Source organism: Streptomyces europaeiscabiei (genome assembly GCF_036346855.1).
Classification (GTDB): Bacteria; Actinomycetota; Actinomycetes; order Streptomycetales; family Streptomycetaceae; genus Streptomyces; species Streptomyces europaeiscabiei.
Map to the genome: position 1 here is coordinate 6650336 of NZ_CP107841.1, position 18134 is coordinate 6668469.

The window sequence follows — 18134 nt, forward strand, 5'->3', positions numbered from 1 at the left end:
GCCTCGTATCGTCACTGACCGGCCCCCTCGGTGCCCTGCGGGCCGTCGTCGCCCTGGTCGCCGTCCCGTTCCTCCGCGATGAGCGAGGAAGCGTCGCGGGGCAGGCGGAGGGTGAAGACCGCGCCGCCCTCGGGGGAGTTGGCGGCGATGATCTCGCCGCCGTGGATGTGGGCGTTCTCCAGGGCGATGGACAGGCCGAGGCCGCTGCCCTCGGAGCGGGGACGGGAGGCGCTCGCCTTGTAGAAGCGGTCGAAGACGTGCGGGAGGACGTCCTCGGGGATGCCGGGGCCGTGGTCCTGCACCTCGATCAGCAGGTCCTCGCCCTCCTCACGCACCGAGACGCGCACCGGCGAACCGCCGTGCTTGAGCGCGTTGCCGATCAGGTTGGCCAGGATCACGTCCAGGCGGCGCGGGTCGAGGTTGGTGATGATGCCGCGCTCGGCGTCCAGCTCCACCGCGTCCAGCCAGGCGCGGGCGTCGATGCAGGCGGTGATCTGGTCGGCGATGTCCATGTCGTCGAGGACGAGGCGGGCCGTGCCCGCGTCGAAGCGGGTGACCTCCATCAGGTTCTCGACCAGGTTGTTGAGACGCTGGGTCTCGCTGACGACGAGCCGTACGGCCGGTTCGATCATGGGGTCGAGGCTGCCCGTGTCGGCGTCCAGCTCCTCCTCCAGCACCTCCGTGACGGCGGTGATCGCCGTCAGCGGCGTACGGAGCTCATGGGACATGTCGGCGACGAAGCGACGGGACGCCTCCTCGCGGGCGCTCATGTCGTCGACCTTCTTCTCCAGCGACTCCGCCGCGAGATTGAACGTGCGCGAGAGGTCGGCCAGTTCGTCCGTGCCGGAGACGCGCAGCCGGGTGTCGAGCTTGCCCTCGCCGAGACGCCGGGCGGCGACACCGAGGCGCTGCACCGGCTTCAGCACGGTCGTGGCGGCGGCCTGTGCGAGCAGCGCCGAGCCGATCAGCGACAGGCCCGTGGCGATCCCGAGCGACCAGGCCAGCGAGTTGAGGTCCTTCGCCTCCTCCGCGAGGGACTTGCGCATGTAGCCGGTCGGCCCGCCGCCGATCATCTTCGCGCCGCCCACCAGATACGGGGTGTCGCCGTCGATGACCCGCTGCCAGTACACGTGGTACGCGTGCCGGTTTCCCGACGTGAGCTTCTGCCGTTTGTTGACGGCCTTCTGGAGGGACGCCGGCACGTCGTCCAGCGAGAAGCCGGTCAGCGCGTTGTCGGTCGACGAACCGGAGACCGTCCGGCCGTCGGCGCCCTCGGCGAGGAGCAGCACGCTGGAGCGCTCACCGCCGTCCGCCATCTTCCGTGCCGCGATGCGCAGTTGGTCCTGCGTCGGGTTCGGGCGCAGCGTGCTCACATGGCTCTGCATCTCCCGCTCGAAGTCGTTGAGCGCCGCGTCCTGCGCGCGCGTCTGCACGGCCTCGCGGTTGAGCCAGTACGCGATACCGGACGCCGACACGGCGGCCGTGAGCGCCACCAGACCGAAGACCACCACCAGACGCAGCCGCAGACTGGTGAAACGGATCCGGGACTGCACTTTCCTGCGAGCCGCGGCCCAGCCGCGGATCCCCCCTTGAGCCTTCGTCACTGAGGAGTGTCCAACCGGTAGCCCACGCCGCGCACGGTACGGATCAGGGTCGGCGAGGACGGTACGTCCTCGACCTTGGCGCGCAGCCGCTGCACACACGCGTCCACCAGGCGGGAGTCGCCCAGGTAGTCGTGCTCCCACACCAGACGCAGCAACTGCTGCCGGGACAGGGCCTGCCCCGGGCGGCGGCTCAGCTCCAGGAGCAGCCGCAGCTCGGTGGGCGTCAGCTGGAGGTCCTCGCCGTTCTTCGTCACGGTCATCGCCGCGCGGTCGATCACGAGAGAGCCGAAGGCCGCCGCGTCGTTGGCCTCACGCTCACCGCGCCGCAGCACCGCGCGGATACGGGCGTCCAGCACCCGCCCCTGCACGGGCTTGACCACGTAGTCGTCCGCGCCCGATTCCAGGCCCACCACGACGTCGATGTCGTCGCTGCGCGCCGTCAGCAGGATGATCGGCAGCTGGTCGGTGCGCCGGATCCGCCGACACACCTCGAAGCCGTCGATTCCTGGCAGCATCACGTCCAAAACGATCAGATCCGGCCGCTGTTCGCGCAGCAGCTTGAGGCCATCCTCGCCGGTGGCGGCGGTGGCGACACGGTGCCCCTGGCGCGTCAGTGAGAGCTCCAGGGCCGTGCGGATGGCGTCGTCGTCCTCGATCAGCAACAGGGAAGGCACGGGCTCATTCTGGCCCATGGCATGGCGCCGAATCGACCGTTGGAGCGCTCCCACTCGACACCCGCACACGATCGTGCCGTTCGGGTAGCCGTACGACTCTTCTCTGTGATCAACCTGTGCCCCGACTGGGCCCGACCCCTGTGACAGGTCTGTGACAGTCGGCGGACACGGCCATGAAGGTGAACGGGCAATCTTTTCGTCACAGGCAAGGAAACGCCGCCCGACAGCACGAGGGGCGGAGCCGGAGAAGTACGAACGAGCACCACAGCACCACAACCGGAATTCCACGACGGGGGGCGCGAGATGAACACACTGCACGGCAACAGCACTGGCGCAGTTGTCACGCGTCTCCACGACGTCGTCCGGAACACGGAGAAGTCCGGTGCCGTGAGCGGGCGGGGGTGCGCTCGCGGCACCGGGCGTCAGCACACCACGTACATGTCGGTGGTTGACGCGCATGTGGGGGGAAGCAGCACGGGGGTGACGGGGGTCACCCACGGGGGAACGGGGACCGCGTACGGGGAGGGCACGGGGGAACGCCGGTCTGTGTCGGAGGCGGAGTTCACCGCCTACGTCCAGGAGCGTCGTGCCTCCCTGTACGCAACCGCCTACCACCTGACCGGAGACCGCTTCGAGGCCGAGGACCTGCTGCAGAGCGCGCTGTTCTCGACCTACCGGGCCTGGGACCGGATCAGTGACAAGGCCGCGGTGGGGGGCTACCTCCGCCGCACCATGACCAATCTGCACATCAGCGCGTGGCGCCGCCGCAAGCTGAACGAGTACCCGACCGAGGAGCTGCCGGAGACGGCCGGTGACACGGACGCGATGCGCGGCACCGAGCTGCGCGCCGTCCTGTGGCAGGCGCTCGCCCGGCTCCCCGAACTCCAGCGGACGATGCTGGTCCTCCGTTACTACGAGGGCCGCACCGACCCGGAGATCGCGGAGATCCTCGACATCAGTGTCGGCACGGTGAAGTCCAGCATCTGGCGGTCGCTCCGCCGGCTGCGCGAGGACGAGGTCCTCAGCTTCGGCCGTGACGAGGAGGAGTCCTTCGGGGAGCTTGTCGCCTGAAGGTCTGTGGGGGGAAGTGGGTAACGGGGGAAAGCGGGGGGAGTACGGGGGAACGGGGGACGTCACGGTGGCGCGGGGGAGCGCCGATGTGACGGCCGGGGGGAAGCCGGCGGGGTCCGGGGGGACCACGACGGTGCGACACGGGGGATCGCGGGGGAAGCGGGACTGGAGGGCCGGGGGGTCCGTCCAGTCCCGTTTTCATGTCCGCCCTCGGGCCGACTCCCTGTGTGCCCTCAGGCCGTCGCCTTCGCGCAGTGGCCCGCGGCGGCCGCCGCCAGCCGGCCCAGGGCCTCGTCCCGGTCGCAGGGGTGGGCGCCCAACTCCGTCTGGCGGGCCACGATCGAGCGCTCCAGACGCATCAGCCGCCAGCCGCGTCGCAGCAGGAACGGCACCGACTTGCGGCCCTCCCTCAGATCGCGCAGGAAGCGGCGGCGGAAGGTCTTCACCGGACCACGGGTCAGACACAGCGCGTCCGCCAGGAGGCCGAGTTCACGGCAGCGCCCGACGATCTCGGCGGCGAAGATGCCCTCGGCGATGAACACCGGGGTCCGCTCGATGTGCAGGGCCTCCGCGCCGGTGCGCGCGCTGAGGGAGATGTCGTACGTCGGGACGGTCGTACGGCCCGTGCGGCACAGTTCCTCGATCGCCGCGACGGCGGTGTCCGCGTCCCACGACAGCGGGTGGTCCCAGTCGATGTCGGTGCTGCCCTCCACCTGCGGCAGCGTCGGGTCGTCGCCCTCCTTGTAGAAGTCGTCGAGCCGCAGCACGGGCAGGCCGGAGCGGGCGGCGAGGAGGGACTTGCCTGAGCCGGAAGGACCGGAGAGCAGGACGACCCGGGACGGTATCGGAGGATGCGCACTCACGAGAGTCCAGTGTGAGGCATAGAGCGGCTCCAGCCGAGTCGGCGGGTCGCCCTTGGAGCGCACATCACACCTCAACTACCTTACGTATCTCCATGATTACTTTCCGAAGTGGAAACGCACAGGAAAAGGCGGCATCACTGATGGCTCGACACTCGGCCCCCCAGACCTCCGGCGCTCGGCGCGCGCTGCTGGCCGTCACCACCGCGGGGGTCGCGCTCGGCGCGGGCGCCGGTTCGGCCGCGGCGGCGGACAGCGCCGCCCCGGTCGTCGACGTGCTGCGCACCCGGCCCACCTCGGTCGGCCAGATCGACCCGCTGGCGGGTCTGCAGGCACTCAACGGCACCGTCGGGTACGTCACCGGCCCGATCGCCGGCCTCAAGCCCAACCCGCTGGCGGGCACGGGTGTCGACCCCCTCGACAACGGGGTGGGCACGCAGCTCGCCGACTTCAAGCCGCTGAGGTCGACGGCCCTGACCGGACCGGTGGCGCAGGCGCCGTCGATCGGGAGCATTCCGGTGGTGGGGCAGGTGGTGGGCGGACTGAAGGGCTGAGGAGCGCCGAGGAGTTCGGGGAACCGCGCGCTCCGAGGTGACGGTGCGGGCCGTCCCTGGCAGGTCGCGCGGTTCCCCGCCCCTCACGGGGCGCTCCTCCTCAGTACGAGGAACCCGACGCGCCCAGCGACCCCGTCGGGTGCCACACCGTCTTCGTCTCCAGGAACGCCGTCATGCGGTCGAGGCCGGGCGTGGCCGACCAGTCGTCCACAGGCTGTGGACGCAGGACGCGCTTGAGGTTGTCGGCCGCGGCGATCTCCAGCTCCTTCGCCAGGACCTCGTCCGCACCGGCCAGGTCGATCGCGTTGACGTCCTGGTGGGCGGCGAGAGGCGCGGCGATCTCCGCCGTACGGCCGGAGAGGACGTTGACCACGCCGCCGGGGACGTCGGAGGTGGCGAGGACCTCGCCCAGGGAAAGAGCCGGGAGAGGGGCCTTCTCGCTCGCGATCACGACCGCCGTGTTGCCCGTGGCGATCACCGGGGCGAGGACCGAGACCAGGCCCAGGAACGACGACTCCTGGGGGGCCAGGACCGCCACCACGCCCGTCGGTTCCGGGGAGGAGAGGTTGAAGTACGGGCCCGCCACCGGGTTTCCGCCGCCGACCACCTGGGCGATCTTGTCGGTCCAGCCCGCGTACCAGACCCAGCGGTCGATCGTCGCCTCCACCAGGGCGGCGGCCTTCGACTTCGACAGCCCCTCGGCGTCGGCGACCTCGTGGACGAACTGGCTCTTGCGGCCCTCCAGCATCTCGGCGACGCGGTAGAGAACCTGTCCGCGGTTGTACGCCGTCGCGCCGGACCAGCCGCCGAGGGCCTTGCGCGCGGCGACGACCGCGTCACGGGCGTCCTTGCGGGAGGAAAGCGGGGCGTTCGCCAGCCACTTGTCCCTTGAGTCCGTCACCTCGTACACCCGGCCGCTCTCGGAACGCGGGAACTTCCCGCCGACGTACAGCTTGTAGGTCTTGAAAACAGACAGGCGGTCAGACATCGAGGTACGCCTCCAGGCCGTGGCGGCCGCCCTCGCGGCCGAAGCCCGACTCCTTGTAGCCGCCGAACGGCGACGTCGGGTCGAACTTGTTGAACGTGTTGGACCAGACGACGCCCGCGCGGAGCTTGTTCGCCACGGCCAGGATCCGGGAGCCCTTCTCGGTCCAGATGCCCGCCGAGAGGCCGTACTGGGTGTTGTTGGCCTTGGCGACGGCCTCGTCCGGGGTGCGGAAGGTGAGCACGGAGAGGACCGGGCCGAAGATCTCGTCCCGCGCGATCGTGTGCGCCTGGGTGACGTTCGTGAAGAGCGTCGGGGCGAACCAGTAGCCCGCGGAGGGGAGTTCGCAGGCCGGGGACCAGCGCTCGGCGCCCTCCGCCTCGCCGCGCTCGACGAGCGAGGTGATGCGGGTGAGCTGTTCCTCGGAGTTGATCGCGCCGATGTCCGTGTTCTTGTCGAGGGGGTCGCCGAGGCGGAGGGTCGACAGGCGGCGCTTCAGCGAGTCGAGCAGCTCGTCCTGGATCGACTCCTGGACCAGGAGGCGGCTGCCCGCGCAGCAGACCTGGCCCTGGTTGAAGAAGATGCCGGTCACGATGCCCTCGACGGCCTGGTCGATGGGGGCGTCGTCGAAGACGATGTTCGCGCCCTTGCCGCCCAGTTCGAGGGTCAGCTTCTTGCGGCTTCCCGCGACCGTCCTGGCGATCTGCTTGCCGACCGCCGTGGAGCCCGTGAAGGCGACCTTGTTCACGTCCGGGTGCGCGACCAGGGCCGCGCCCGCGTCGCCGTAGCCGGGGAGGATGTTGACGACGCCCTTCGGGAGGCCCGCCTGGCGGCAGATGTCCGCGAAGAACAACGCCGACAGAGGGGTCGTCTCGGCGGGCTTCAGGACCACCGTGTTGCCGGTGGCCAGCGCCGGGGCGATCTTCCACGCCAGCATCAGGAGCGGGAAGTTCCAGGGGATGACCTGGCCCGCCACGCCCAGCGGGCGTGGGTTCGCGCCGTAGCCGGCATGGTCGAGCTTGTCGGCCCAGCCGGCGTAGTAGAAGAAGTGCGCGGCGACCAGGGGGAGATCGGCGTCCCGCGTCTCCTTGATGGGCTTGCCGTTGTCCAGGGTTTCGAGGACGGCCAGTTCGCGGCTGCGCTCCTGGACGATGCGGGCGATGCGGAAGAGGTACTTCGCGCGCTCCGCGCCGGGGAGCGCGGACCACTTCTCGAAGGCCTTGCGGGCCGCCTTCACCGCGCGGTCCACGTCCGCCTCGCCGGCCTGGGCGATCTCGGAGAGGACCTCCTCGGAGGCGGGGCTGACCGTCTTGAAGACCTTGCCGTCGGCGGCCTCGGTGAACTCGCCGTCGATGAACAGGCCGTAGGAGGGGGCGATGTCGACGACCGCCCGGGACTCGGGGGCCGGTGCGTACTCGAATGCGGAAGCCATGGGGATCAGTCCACCGTCACGTAGTCGGGGCCGGAGTAGCGGCCGGTGGCCAGCTTCTGGCGCTGCATCAGCAGGTCGTTGAGGAGCGAGGACGCGCCGAAGCGGAACCAGTGGTTGTCCAGCCAGTCCTCGCCGACGGTCTCGTTGACCAGGACGAGGAACTTGATCGCGTCCTTCGTCGTGCGGATGCCGCCGGCGGGCTTCACGCCGATCTGGACGCCGGTCTGGGCGCGGAAGTCGCGGACGGCTTCCAGCATGAGGAGGGTGTTGGCGGGGGTGGCGTTCACCGCGACCTTGCCGGTCGAGGTCTTGATGAAGTCCGCGCCCGCGAGCATGCCGAGCCAGCTGGCTCGGCGGATGTTGTCGTACGTCGAGAGCTCGCCGGTCTCGAAGATGACCTTCAGGCGGGCCGCGGAGCCGCAGGCCTCCTTCACGGCGGTGATCTCGTCGTGGACCTTGAGGTAGTTCCCCGAGAGGAACGCGCCGCGGTCGATGACCATGTCGATCTCGTCGGCACCGGCGGTGACGGCCTCGTGGACGTCGGCCAGTTTCACGGCGAGGGCGGCGCGGCCGGCCGGGAAGGCGGTGGCGACGGAGGCGACCTTGACGGTGGAACCGGCGACGGCGGCCTTGGCGGCGGGCACCATGTCGGGGTAGACGCAGACCGCGGCCGTCGAGGGGGCCGTGCGGTCGCCCGGGTCGGGGAGGACCGCCTTGGCGCCGAGGGACCGGACCTTGCCCGGGGTGTCCGCGCCTTCGAGCGTCGTCAGGTCGACCATGGAGATGGCCAGGTCGATGGCGTACGCCTTGGCGGTCGTCTTGATGGAACGGGTGCCGAGCGAGGCGGCGCGCGCCTCCAGGCCGACCGGGTCGACGCCGGGCAGCCCGTGGAGGAAGCGGCGCAGCGTGCTGTCGGACGAGGTGACGTCGGCGAGAGCGTGGGGTGCAGCTGTGGACATGGTCACCAGACGAGCATATCTACGCGCGTAGCAGGTGTACAGCCCCCGGATTGTTTGCGGGTGCCCTACGGCTCGGGAGCGCGGGTGGTGGGCGCGTGCGGGTGGTGGGGGGCCGGTCGCGCGGGCCTGCGCCCCTGGGAGGCACGGACCCGGGTGGGCTGCGAACAGATGTGGGGCGTCGGGCAGAATCGGACGTATGAGCACCTCGGATCAATCGTCGCCCGAGCCGGAGCACCCGTCGGCGGCTCGGAAGCGTGCGGAGGCTGGGACGGCTTCGGGGACCCCGAAAGCCGAGCAGGCTCCGGTGGTGGCGGCCTCTGCGTCGAAGCCCGACAAGCCCGTGTACGAGGACCGGGTGTACCGGTCGCCCGCCGGAATGGTGGGCGGGGCGCTGCTGCTCGGGCTGTTCGCGTGGCTCGGCGGCAGCGCGGTGGTGTCGGGGGAGGGGCGTGTGCCCTGGCTGGCGTTGGCCTCGATGTTGGTGGCCGTGCCGGTGGTGGTCGCCTTCTCGGTGCGGCCGGCGGTGTTCGCCAATGACGATCGGTTGCGGGTGCGGAATCCGTTCCGGGTGATCGAGCTGCCGTGGGCGAGCGTCGTGTCACTGCGGTCCGGTTACTCCAACGAGGTGATCGACGAGGGGGGCGCCAAGTACCAGCTCTGGGCGATTCCCGTTTCGCTGCGTGGTCGTAAGCGGGCCGCTCGGCGTCAGGCCCGGGACGTTGCCCGGGCGGTCGGCGGCGAGAGCGGAGGGAGTGCGGCCTGGGCCGGGCGGCCTGTGCGGGCGGAGGCCGATCAGATCATGGCCGATCTGCAGGAGCTGTGCGAGGCGCGGGCGAAGGCGGTCGGGTCGCAGGGCGAGCCGAGCGTGCGGTGGGCCTGGGAGGTCGTGGGGCCCGCGGTGGCGGGGGCCGTCCTGCTGCTGGTGCTGATCGCCGTCGGGTGACCTCGCTCTGCGGGGCTTTTCCAGGGAAGGGTCCCGGACATCTGTTCTATGGTGGCCTGGAACGCGCCGGACGAGACGTCCGGGAAGCATGCGAGAACCCAACCGCCCATGAGCCAGGGTCTGTTGGGTCGGAACGTGCCCGTGCGTCCCGCCTTCACAGCTTGGTCCGCTTGGATCGCGTCGGATCGCGCGCGACGAACGGCGTAACCACGATGGCGGCCGGAGTGTCCACAGAACGATGAGTACGAACCTTGAGCCCCGGCCGCAGCCCGGGTCCCCACCCCCACCCTCACCCCCGCACCGGCTGCCCACGACCGCCGTGCCCGAGGGTTGCGTCGCCTGGAGCGGGGAGAAGCTGGAGGCCTGGGCGCGGACCCGGCCGCCCGTATGGGTGCCGACCCGGACCCGCCCCCTGCACCTCCTCGCCGTGGTCCCGGGCGGTCTGATCGTCGGCTTCTGGCTGGCGAACTTCGCGGAGGTGCCCGCAGCCCTCGCCGTACTGGTCCCGCTGCAACTGGTGTGGACCCTGCTCAGGCCCGAGGTCGTACGGCTCTCGGCGCCGGCGCTCATGCTCCTGCTGGCCTGGTACGGGGGATCACGCGATGTGCCGACCCTGGTGGGCCTCATCGCCGTGACCTTCACCTGGGCCGCGGCCGAGGTCCGGCTGAGCAAGCGCAGACTCCAGCGGCAGTGGGCTCTGGTGGCCGCCGAGGGGGCCACCGCCACGGTGCCGGACGAGGCGGGGCCGCTGCGGCGCGGCCGGTTCCTCATGGGCTCCGGCTGTGTGCTGGCCGTACTCGGAGCGGGCCTGCTCGCCCTCGCCTCCGGCCGGGACCTCGCCACCGACCGGCACGAGGTCACCCTCGTCGGCTGGTTCGTCGTCGGCTGGGGGCTCACCTCGCTGCTCTCCGGATGGCTGGGGCGCCGCCGGGCCGCTGCACTGCGGGGCGCTCCCGTGCCGGTGCTGCGGGTGCTCGTACGCGATGGCGCCGACGGGGACGCCGAGGTCTTCGCCGCCGACGACGTGGAGGCACTGCGGCCGCTGTTCACCGTCGCGGCCGAGGAGTGGTACGAGGAGAGCGACGAGGAGGTCGAGGAAGGCATCGGCCGGGAGGAGCGGGACGAACTCCTCGACGCCGTCGAGGACGTCGACGATGACGACGAACAGCCCGGTTCCCTGCGCGAGGCCGTGCTGTACGGGCCGCCCCACGAGGGCGCCGAGATCGTGATCGTCAGCGCGGCGGAGAAGACGGAGAAGACGGAGTCCCCGGGTCCGGTGGACCTGGAGAAGCCGGGAGAGCCCGGCGGCACCGACGAGGCCGATGACGTGGGCGGTTCGCCCACGGAACCGGTCGTCGAGTCCTCGAGCGGGCCGGTGCGACCGCTGTCCGACCGGGCCGTACGGCGTCGGGTCGCCGCGCAGCGGGTCAGGGCGAGGCGGAACACGGTCCACGAGGAGCTGCGTGCCACGGCCGTGACGGAGAGCAGGGCGCGGCTGGGCGACGAGCCGGTGGCCGTACGGCGCTGGCGGGCGGGGTGGGCCGACCGGACCGCCGCCCTCTTCATGATCGCCGCGGTGGCCGCCGTCGGGCTGTACCCGGACGGGCTGAAGCAGTACGTCCTCGGTGGCGTCATCGGCCTCTTCGGAGTCCTGGTGCTGCCCCAGATGCTGGCCTGGCGCATCACCGCCGACCGCTCGGGCCTGTGGCTGAGCGGCTGGAGCCGGTCCCGGCACATCGAGTGGGACCACCTCATGACCGTCCGGTGCGCCGGTGCCGTGCTGACGGTGGACAGCAGCCAGGAGTCGTTCACGCCCTGGTCCGTCCGGGCGGAGCGCTGGCGCGGGCTGGAGCGGAAGCTGCGTCTGGTCCACCCCTACGAGAGGACCGCCGCCGAGATCACCGCCATGTGGCGGGAGCCCGCCCTGCGGCCCGAAGGGGAGTACGAGAACCGGGGGCTGCCGTTGTGGCCGCTGGGCGCGGTGCTGGCCGTGGTGTGGGTGGCGGCGCTGGTGCTGGTGCCGTAACCGCCCGCCCGGCCGGGCCCGGCCCGCCCGAACGCACCCGGGCCCCGACCGGTGATCCGGTCGGGGCCCGGGTGCGTTCGGGGCCAGGGGCGGGGAGCGGTCAGATACCCGCCGCCGCCGACAGGTCCCGCTTGATCCCGGCCAGCAGACCGGCAGCCTTCGTGCGGGCCGCCGGGAGACCGGCGTGGTCGGCGACCGGCACCACGACCTCCAGGTAGCACTTCAGCTTGGGTTCCGTGCCGCTGGGGCGGACGATCACGCGGGCGCCTTCGAGGGTGTAGCGCAGGCCGTCCGTGGGCGGGAGCCGGTCCGTGCCCCGCGTCAGGTCCTCGGCCCTGGTGACGGCCAGGCCGGCCAGCGCGGTCGGCGGTCGCTCGCGGAGCCGCTCCATCGCGCGGGCGATGAGCGAGAGGTCCTGGACGCGGACCGAGAGCTGGTCGGTGGCGTGCAGGCCGTGCTCGACGGCGATGTCGTCCAGCAGGTCCAGGAGGGTGCGGCCCTCCTCCTTCAGCCGCGAGGCGAGTTCCGTGATGAGGAGGGCCGCCGTGATGCCGTCCTTGTCCCGGACGCCCTCGGGGTCGACGCAGTAGCCGAGGGCCTCCTCGTAGCCGTAGCGCAGGTTCTCGACGCGGGCGATCCACTTGAAGCCGGTGAGGGTCTCCTCGTAGGGGAGGCCCGCCTTCTCGGCGATACGGCCGAGGAGGGACGAGGAGACGATGGACTCGGCGAACGTGCCCCGCACTCCGCGCGCGACCAGGTGGGTGGCGAGGAGCGCGCCCACCTCGTCGCCGCGCAGCATCCGCCAGTCGGTGCCGTCCTTGACCGCCGCGGCGCAGCGGTCGGCGTCGGGGTCGTTCGCGACGATCAGGTCGGGGTCCGTCTCGCGGGCCTTCGCGAAGGCGAGGTCCATCGCGCCGGGCTCCTCCGGGTTGGGAAAGGCGACCGTCGGGAACTCCGGGTCCGGGTCCGCCTGCTCGGCGACCAGGACGGGCTCCGGGAAGCCTGCGCGGGCGAACGCCGCCAGCAGGGTGTCCTTTCCGACACCGTGCATGGCCGTGTAGACCGTGCGGGCGGTGCGGGCGGAACCGGGCGCGAGGACCGCGTCCGTACGGGCCAGATAGGCGTCCAGGACGCTGTCGTCGAGCGTGTCCCAGCCGGCGTCGGGGCGGGGGACGTCGTCGAGGGAGCGTACGGCGTCGATCTCGGCCGCGATCCCGGCGTCGGCCGGGGGCACGATCTGGGAGCCGTCGCCCAGGTAGACCTTGTAGCCGTTGTCGCGCGGCGGGTTGTGGCTGGCCGTGACCTCAACACCGGCGACCGCGCCCAGGTGCCTTATGGCGAACGCCAGGACGGGCGTGGGGAGGGGGCGGGGGAGGACCGCCGCGCGCAGGCCCGCGCCGGTCATCACGGCGGCCGTGTCACGGGCGAAGTCGGCGGACTTGTGGCGGGCGTCGTAGCCGATGACGACGAGGCCGCCGCCGGCGCCCTGCTTGTTCAGGTACGCGGCGAGGCCCGCGGCGGCGCGGATGACGACCGAGCGGTTCATCCGCATGGGGCCGGCGCCGAGTTCGCCGCGCAGGCCCGCGGTACCGAACTGGAGGGTGCCGGAGAAGCGGGCGGTGAGCTCCGCCGTGTCCGCCGCGTCGATCAGCCCGCCGAGTTCGTCCCGGGTCTCCGGGTCGGGATCCTCGGCCAGCCACGCCTTGGCGCGGGCGATCAGGTCGTCGTGCACGGGGGTCAACCTCTCGTTCTTTGTTCGTGCAGGTCCTTGAGCGGGTCCTTGAGGGGTGGGAGGTGCGGGAGGTGCGGGCTTGATTGTCCTCGCCCTCGCGGCCTTACCCGTCCCATCCCCCAGGGGCTACGCCCCTTCGACCCCGAGGGAGTGCTTTGTCTGCGGGTCCGGTGGGGGCTCCTCGCGCGGTTCCCCGCGCCCCTGGGGAAGCATGGGCTGTGCCCCATGCTTCCCCAGGCCCGCAGGGCCTGGCCTGTGTCTTTCAGGGGCGCGGGGAACCGCGCGATCAGCCCCACCGGACCCGCACACGCCAACGGACCGGAGCTCCGATGTCTTGGGCGTTACAGCCGGTCCAGTACCCGTGTCAGCAGCGAACCCATGCGTGTCGCCGAGTCGCGGCCCGCCTGGAGGACCTCTTCGTGGTTCAGGGGCTCGCCGGTCATGCCCGCGGCCAGGTTGGTCACCAGCGAGATACCCAGCACCTCCGCGCCCGCCTCGCGCGCGGCGATGGCCTCCAGCACCGTGGACATGCCGACCAGGTCCGCGCCGATGACGCGGGCCATGCGGATCTCCGCCGGGGTCTCGTAGTGGGGGCCCGTGAACTGCGCGTAGACGCCCTCCTCGAACGAGGGATCGATCTCCTTGCACAGAGCGCGCAGGCGCGGGGAGTAGAGGTCCGTGAGGTCGACGAAGTTCGCGCCGACGATCGGCGACGCCGCCGTCAGGTTCAGATGGTCGCTGATCAGGACCGGCTGGCCGGGACGCATGCCCTCGCGGAGACCGCCGCAGCCGTTGGTGAGGACGATCGTCTTCACACCGGCGGCGACGGCGGTACGGACGCCGTGCGCGACGGCGGCGACTCCGCGGCCCTCGTAGTAGTGGGTGCGGCCAAGGAAGACGAGCGCGCGCTTGTCACCGATCTTGTACGAGCGGACCTTGCCGCCGTGGCCCTCGACCGCCGGCGGCGGGAAGCCGGGCAGCTCGGTGACCTGGAACTCGGCCTCGGGGGCGCCGAGGGCGTCCACGGCCGGGGCCCAGCCGGAGCCCATCACCAGCGCGACGTCGTGGGTCTCGGCGCCCGTCAGCTCGCGCAGGCGCGCGGCGGCGGCGTCGGCGGCGGCGTACGGGTCGCCCTGGATGTCGTCCGGAAGGAGAGATGCGTTCACGCGACGAGGGTATCCGGTCGAAGCCTACGCGCGTAGATGGCGAGGCTCACCGGATCGGGATCGTTGTCTTGTCGTTTCCAACAGCGGGTCCGGGCGCGGGAGGTGTCTCGCGCCCCTCGGCCGGCTTCCTCAGCAGGGGCGTTTGCGCAGTTCCATCACGTAGTCGTGGGGCGCGCCCGCCGACTCCGCCGCGTCCGCCACCTCGCCCAGGTAGCGGGCCGAGGGCAGGCCGCCCTCGTAGCCGTTGAGGACGTAGACCCAGGCCGCTTCCTCGCCGTCCAGGGTGTGTACGCGGACCCGCATCCGGCGGTATATGTCCAGGCCGACGCCGACCCAGCGGTCCATCGCGTCCTCGTCCATGGGGGCGATGTCGTACAGCGCCACGAAGACCTGGGAGCGCGGCGCCTCGACGACCGTGGCCAGTGCGCCCTCCCAGCCCATGTGCTCGCCGCCGAAGGTCAGCCGCCAGTCGTTCAGCCAGCCGGTTGCGCGCAGCGGGGAGTGGGGGGCCCGGCGGGACATCAGGCGCGAGTCCATGTTGCCGGCGTAGGCGGCGTAGAGCGACATGGGGGAGAGCGTACGGGAGCGCTCCGCCCGGGGCCGGGTCACCAGCGGCCCGGGGGTTCGGTCGATCGGCGGGTGCGGGGGCGTTGTGGCTGGTGGCGCGGTTCCCCGCGCTCCTGTGACGGCCCTGCGGGCCGATCGCCCGCCACTCCCGGGACCCCCGCGCAGTGGCTTCGGCCTCCGTACGGGACAATGGAGTACGTGACTCGGATCGTGATCATCGGTGGCGGACCCGGCGGATATGAAGCGGCGCTGGTGGCCGCGCAGCTCGGCGCGGAGGTGACCGTCGTGGACTGCGACGGTCTGGGCGGGGCGTCGGTGCTGACCGACTGCGTGCCGTCGAAGACCCTCATCGCGACGGCCGAGGTGATGACGACCTTCGACTCCTCCTACGAGGAGCTGGGGATCATCGTCGCCGACGACACCCCGCACATCGACACGCCCGCGCGTGTCGTGGGGGTGGACCTCGGCAAGGTCAACCGGCGTGTGAAGCGGCTCGCGCTGGCGCAGTCGCACGACATCACCGCGTCGGTGACGCGCGCCGGCGCGCGGGTCATGCGCGGGCGCGGGCGGCTGCAGGGGCAGCAGGATCTGGACGGGTCGCGCAAGGTCGTGGTGCGCGCCGCCGACGGGTCCGAGGAGACACTGACCGCCGACGCCGTACTCATCGCCACCGGCGCCCATCCGCGTGAGGTGCCCGACGCGCAGCCCGACGGTGAGCGGATCCTCAACTGGACGCAGGTCTACGACCTGGACGAGCTGCCCGACGAGCTGATCGTCGTCGGGTCCGGTGTGACCGGTGCCGAGTTCGCCGGCGCCTATCAGGCGCTCGGGTCGCGCGTCACGCTCGTGTCCAGCCGTGACCGTGTCCTGCCGGGCGAGGACCCCGACGCCGCCGCAGTCCTGGAGGACGTGTTCCGGCGGCGCGGTATGAACGTCATGGCACGCTCCCGCGCCCAGTCCGCCAAACGGGTGGGGGACCGGGTCGAGGTGACGCTCGCGGACGGACGGGTCATCAGTGGCTCGCACTGTCTGATGGCCGTCGGTGCCATCCCCAACAGTGCGGGGATGGGCCTGGAGGAGGCCGGGGTCAAGGTCAAGGAGTCCGGGCACATCTGGACCGACAAGGTCTCCCGGACGAGTGCGCCCGGTGTGTACGCCGCCGGCGACGTGACCGGTGTCTTCGCGCTCGCCTCCGTGGCCGCCATGCAGGGCCGCATCGCCATGTACCACTTCCTCGGCGACGCCGTGGCCCCGCTGAACCTGAAGACCGTGTCGTCCAACGTCTTCACCGACCCCGAGATCGCCACCGTCGGCTACACCCAGGCCGACCTGGACACCGGGGTCATCGACGCCGTCGGGGTGAAGCTGCCGCTGCTGCGCAACCCGCGTGCCAAGATGCAGGGCATCCGGGACGGCTTCGTCAAGATCTTCTGCCGGCCGGGCACCGGCATCGTCGTGGGCGGTGTCGTGGTCTCCCCGCGTGCCTCGGAGCTGATCCACCCCATTTCGATCGCGGTCGACAACAACCTGACCGTCGAACAGATCGCGAACGCGTTCACTGTGTACCCGTCCCTGTCGGGTTCGATCGCAGAGGTCGCGCGCCAGCTCCACACGCGCAAGTCCGGCGACGGCGTCTGACGATCGTCCGGCGGCTTCCGTCCCGGAAGACCCCTATATCACTTCTCGCCCCACACTGCGAACAACTTCTGCTATTCGGCGCAAACTGCTGAAAGCAGATGGTCGTTGGCGTTACTGTCAGTTTCGTGTTCGCTGCAGAACGTCGTCAATTGATCCTCGAAATGGTGCGGGCCAACGGAGCGGTGTCGCTCCGTGAGCTCGCCCGCGTCGTCCAGACCTCCGAAGTGACCGTACGGCGGGACGTGCGCGCTCTGGAGGCAGAAGGACTCCTCGACCGCCGGCACGGCGGTGCGGTATTGCCGGGCGGGTTCACGCGGGAGTCCGGCTTTCCGCAGAAATCTCATCTCGCGACCGCCGAGAAGACGGCCATCGCCGACCTCGCCGCGAGCTTCGTCGAAGAAGGCGAGGCCATCGTGGTCGGGGCGGGGACCACCACGCAGGAGCTGGCACGCCGGCTCGCGCGGGTCCCCGGGCTGACCGTCGTCACCAACTCCCTGCTGGTGGCCCAGGCGTTGGCCCACGCCAACCGTGTGGAGGTCGTGATGACCGGCGGCACCCTGCGCGGTTCCAACTACGCCCTGGTCGGCTCCGGTGCCGAGCAGTCCCTCCAGGGGCTGCGCGTCTCCAAGGCCTTCCTCTCCGGGAGCGGACTGACCGCGGAGCGCGGTCTGTCCACGTCCAACATGCTGTCGGCGTCCGTCGACCGCGCGCTGGTCCAGGCCGCCGCCGAGGTCGTCGTCCTCGCCGATCACACCAAACTCGGCACCGACACGATGTTCCAGACGGTGCCGACCGATGTGATCACCCGGCTGGTCACCGACGACCCGCCCGGCCACGACGACCGCGCGCTCACCGAGTTGCAGGCCCTGGCCGACCAGGGCGTGCAGATCTCCGTGGCAGGGGCGGCGGGCGGCGGTGGTACGGGAGGCGATCCCGTCCCGGCGCGCCCGTCGCGCCGGGACATGCCCCTCCCGGGGCCCCGCCGCAACCAGGTCCACGGCACCGCGCCGCAGTTGCGCACCGCCACGGTCCTGGGGGAGCAGTCGCCGACCGGTGAACGGGAGCGGGAGCGGGCGGCCCGCGTCGCGGACCTGCGGCGCCGGTAGCGCCGCGCGTACGTCCGCCGGGCTTCTCACCGGTCACGTCGGCCGGCCACGCCCGATCGCTCCGCGGTCAGGCCGGCGGGGGCCTCTCACCGGTCATGGCTTCAGGCCGCGCAAGGTCAACGTCAGCAGGCGGTCGGCCAACTCCGGGTCGTCCGGGGTTTCCTCGGCCGCCAGCGCGATCGCGTGGGTGAGCTGGAGCAGGTCGCCGATGGACACGTCGTCGCGTACGGCGTTGGCGTGCTGCGCCCGCCGGAGGAGGGCGGTGCCCGCCTCCCGGATGGGGGCGCAGCACCGGGCCAGGTCCGAGGGATTCTCGTCCGCGGCGCGGGAGTCCGCGTACGAGACCGTCATCAGGGCCTGGGCGAGACCGCGGTATTCGCCGGCGTGGGTGATGATGTCGCGCAGCCAGGAGACGAGTGCGGTGCAGGGTCGGGCCGCGTCGAGTTGCTCCTGCGCGCGGTTCAGCAGGTCACGAACGGCTTCCTCGAAGACCGCGCTCAGGAGGGCCTGGCGGTTGGGGAAGTGCCGGTAGAGAGTGCCGATGCCAACGTCCGCCCGGCGGGCGATGTCCTCGAGCGGGGCGGCGGTTCCGTGGGCCGCGAAGGCGAGGCGGGCCTCCGTGAGCAGGCGGTCGCGGTTACGGCGCGCATCGGCTCGCATCGGGCGGGTGGTCGGCAAGGGGTCACCTGCTCTCTTCGCCGGGTGGCGGGTTCAGCCTAAGAGCTCGGGTGACGGGGGTGGTCGCGCGGGTGCGGGGTGGGGCTGATCGCGCCCACACGGCGGAGCCGCGTGTCGACACCGCCCCGCGCCCCCGGAA

Annotated in this window: 16 protein-coding genes; 6 read left to right on the forward strand and 10 right to left on the reverse strand. The window is 71.4% G+C overall.

Features of this window, described 5'->3' with window-relative positions:
* Nucleotides 1-11: 11 nt before the first annotated feature.
* Nucleotides 12-1553, reverse strand: coding sequence for a sensor histidine kinase (locus tag OG858_RS29175; protein WP_086748375.1), 1542 nt, complete (start codon nucleotides 1551-1553; stop codon nucleotides 12-14).
* A 47-nt stretch (nucleotides 1554-1600) separates the two neighbouring features.
* Nucleotides 1601-2278, reverse strand: a complete 678-nt coding sequence (afsQ1, locus tag OG858_RS29180) for a two-component system response regulator AfsQ1 (protein WP_179200974.1) — start codon at nucleotides 2276-2278, stop codon at nucleotides 1601-1603.
* 303 nt (nucleotides 2279-2581) lie between these two features.
* On the opposite strand from afsQ1, the gene OG858_RS29185 reads away from it, so the two are divergent.
* Nucleotides 2582-3349 carry a SigE family RNA polymerase sigma factor gene (locus OG858_RS29185; protein ID WP_319068149.1) on the forward strand — a complete coding sequence of 256 codons (768 nt, stop codon included), beginning with the start codon at nucleotides 2582-2584 and terminating at the stop codon, nucleotides 3347-3349.
* A 233-nt stretch (nucleotides 3350-3582) separates the two neighbouring features.
* Here the strand turns inward: OG858_RS29185 and OG858_RS29190 are convergent, their stop codons facing one another.
* Complete coding sequence (locus tag OG858_RS29190) at nucleotides 3583-4212, reverse strand: uridine kinase family protein (protein ID WP_319068151.1); 630 nt, start codon at nucleotides 4210-4212, stop codon at nucleotides 3583-3585.
* A gap of 140 nt (nucleotides 4213-4352) precedes the next feature.
* Between OG858_RS29190 and OG858_RS29195 the strand changes: the two genes are divergently transcribed.
* Complete coding sequence (locus OG858_RS29195) at nucleotides 4353-4763, forward strand: hypothetical protein (RefSeq protein ID WP_086750147.1); 411 nt, start codon at nucleotides 4353-4355, stop codon at nucleotides 4761-4763.
* Nucleotides 4764-4863: 100 nt separating this feature from the next.
* On the opposite strand, the gene OG858_RS29200 is transcribed toward OG858_RS29195, so the two are convergent.
* From OG858_RS29200 to deoC, 3 genes are read right to left on the reverse strand one after another with little or no spacing between them, the layout of a single operon-like run.
* A complete protein-coding gene (locus OG858_RS29200) occupies nucleotides 4864-5751 on the reverse strand; it encodes an aldehyde dehydrogenase family protein (protein WP_328544273.1) in 888 nt (295 codons plus the stop codon).
* A complete protein-coding gene (locus OG858_RS29205) occupies nucleotides 5744-7180 on the reverse strand; it encodes an aldehyde dehydrogenase family protein (RefSeq protein WP_086750145.1) in 1437 nt (478 codons plus the stop codon). Before OG858_RS29205 ends, OG858_RS29200 begins: the two co-directional genes overlap by 8 nt.
* Nucleotides 7181-7185: 5 nt before the next feature.
* The gene (deoC, locus tag OG858_RS29210) at nucleotides 7186-8139 is read right to left on the reverse strand and encodes a deoxyribose-phosphate aldolase (protein ID WP_327726068.1); all 954 of its coding nucleotides are present in this window, start codon (nucleotides 8137-8139) and stop codon (nucleotides 7186-7188) included.
* Between the two features lie 376 nt (nucleotides 8140-8515).
* Here deoC and OG858_RS29215 point away from each other — a divergent pair, with 376 nt between their 5' ends.
* Nucleotides 8516-9082, forward strand: coding sequence for a PH domain-containing protein (locus OG858_RS29215; RefSeq protein WP_256960648.1), 567 nt, complete (start codon nucleotides 8516-8518; stop codon nucleotides 9080-9082).
* 238 nt (nucleotides 9083-9320) lie between these two features.
* Nucleotides 9321-11108, forward strand: coding sequence for a hypothetical protein (locus OG858_RS29220; RefSeq protein WP_328544272.1), 1788 nt, complete (start codon nucleotides 9321-9323; stop codon nucleotides 11106-11108).
* Between the two features lie 100 nt (nucleotides 11109-11208).
* On the opposite strand, the gene OG858_RS29225 is transcribed toward OG858_RS29220, so the two are convergent.
* From OG858_RS29225 to OG858_RS29235, 3 genes are all read right to left on the reverse strand, one after another.
* On the reverse strand, nucleotides 11209-12840 hold the full coding sequence (locus tag OG858_RS29225; protein WP_328544271.1) for a phospho-sugar mutase: 1632 nt from the start codon (nucleotides 12838-12840) through the stop codon (nucleotides 11209-11211).
* Nucleotides 12841-13181: 341 nt separating this feature from the next.
* On the reverse strand, nucleotides 13182-14006 hold the full coding sequence (locus tag OG858_RS29230; protein WP_086750925.1) for a purine-nucleoside phosphorylase: 825 nt from the start codon (nucleotides 14004-14006) through the stop codon (nucleotides 13182-13184).
* A 129-nt stretch (nucleotides 14007-14135) separates the two neighbouring features.
* A complete protein-coding gene (locus tag OG858_RS29235; protein WP_037694514.1) occupies nucleotides 14136-14573 on the reverse strand; it encodes a gamma-glutamylcyclotransferase in 438 nt (145 codons plus the stop codon).
* A gap of 189 nt (nucleotides 14574-14762) precedes the next feature.
* On the opposite strand from OG858_RS29235, the gene OG858_RS29240 reads away from it, so the two are divergent.
* Both OG858_RS29240 and OG858_RS29245 read left to right on the forward strand, forming a co-directional pair.
* Complete coding sequence (locus tag OG858_RS29240) at nucleotides 14763-16211, forward strand: NAD(P)H-quinone dehydrogenase (protein WP_037694517.1); 1449 nt, start codon at nucleotides 14763-14765, stop codon at nucleotides 16209-16211.
* Nucleotides 16212-16309: 98 nt separating this feature from the next.
* A complete protein-coding gene (locus OG858_RS29245; RefSeq protein ID WP_086750926.1) occupies nucleotides 16310-17317 on the forward strand; it encodes a DeoR/GlpR family DNA-binding transcription regulator in 1008 nt (335 codons plus the stop codon).
* 93 nt (nucleotides 17318-17410) lie between these two features.
* On the opposite strand, the gene OG858_RS29250 is transcribed toward OG858_RS29245, so the two are convergent.
* The gene (locus OG858_RS29250; RefSeq protein ID WP_086750927.1) at nucleotides 17411-17977 is read right to left on the reverse strand and encodes a TetR/AcrR family transcriptional regulator; all 567 of its coding nucleotides are present in this window, start codon (nucleotides 17975-17977) and stop codon (nucleotides 17411-17413) included.
* Nucleotides 17978-18134 lie beyond the last annotated feature (157 nt).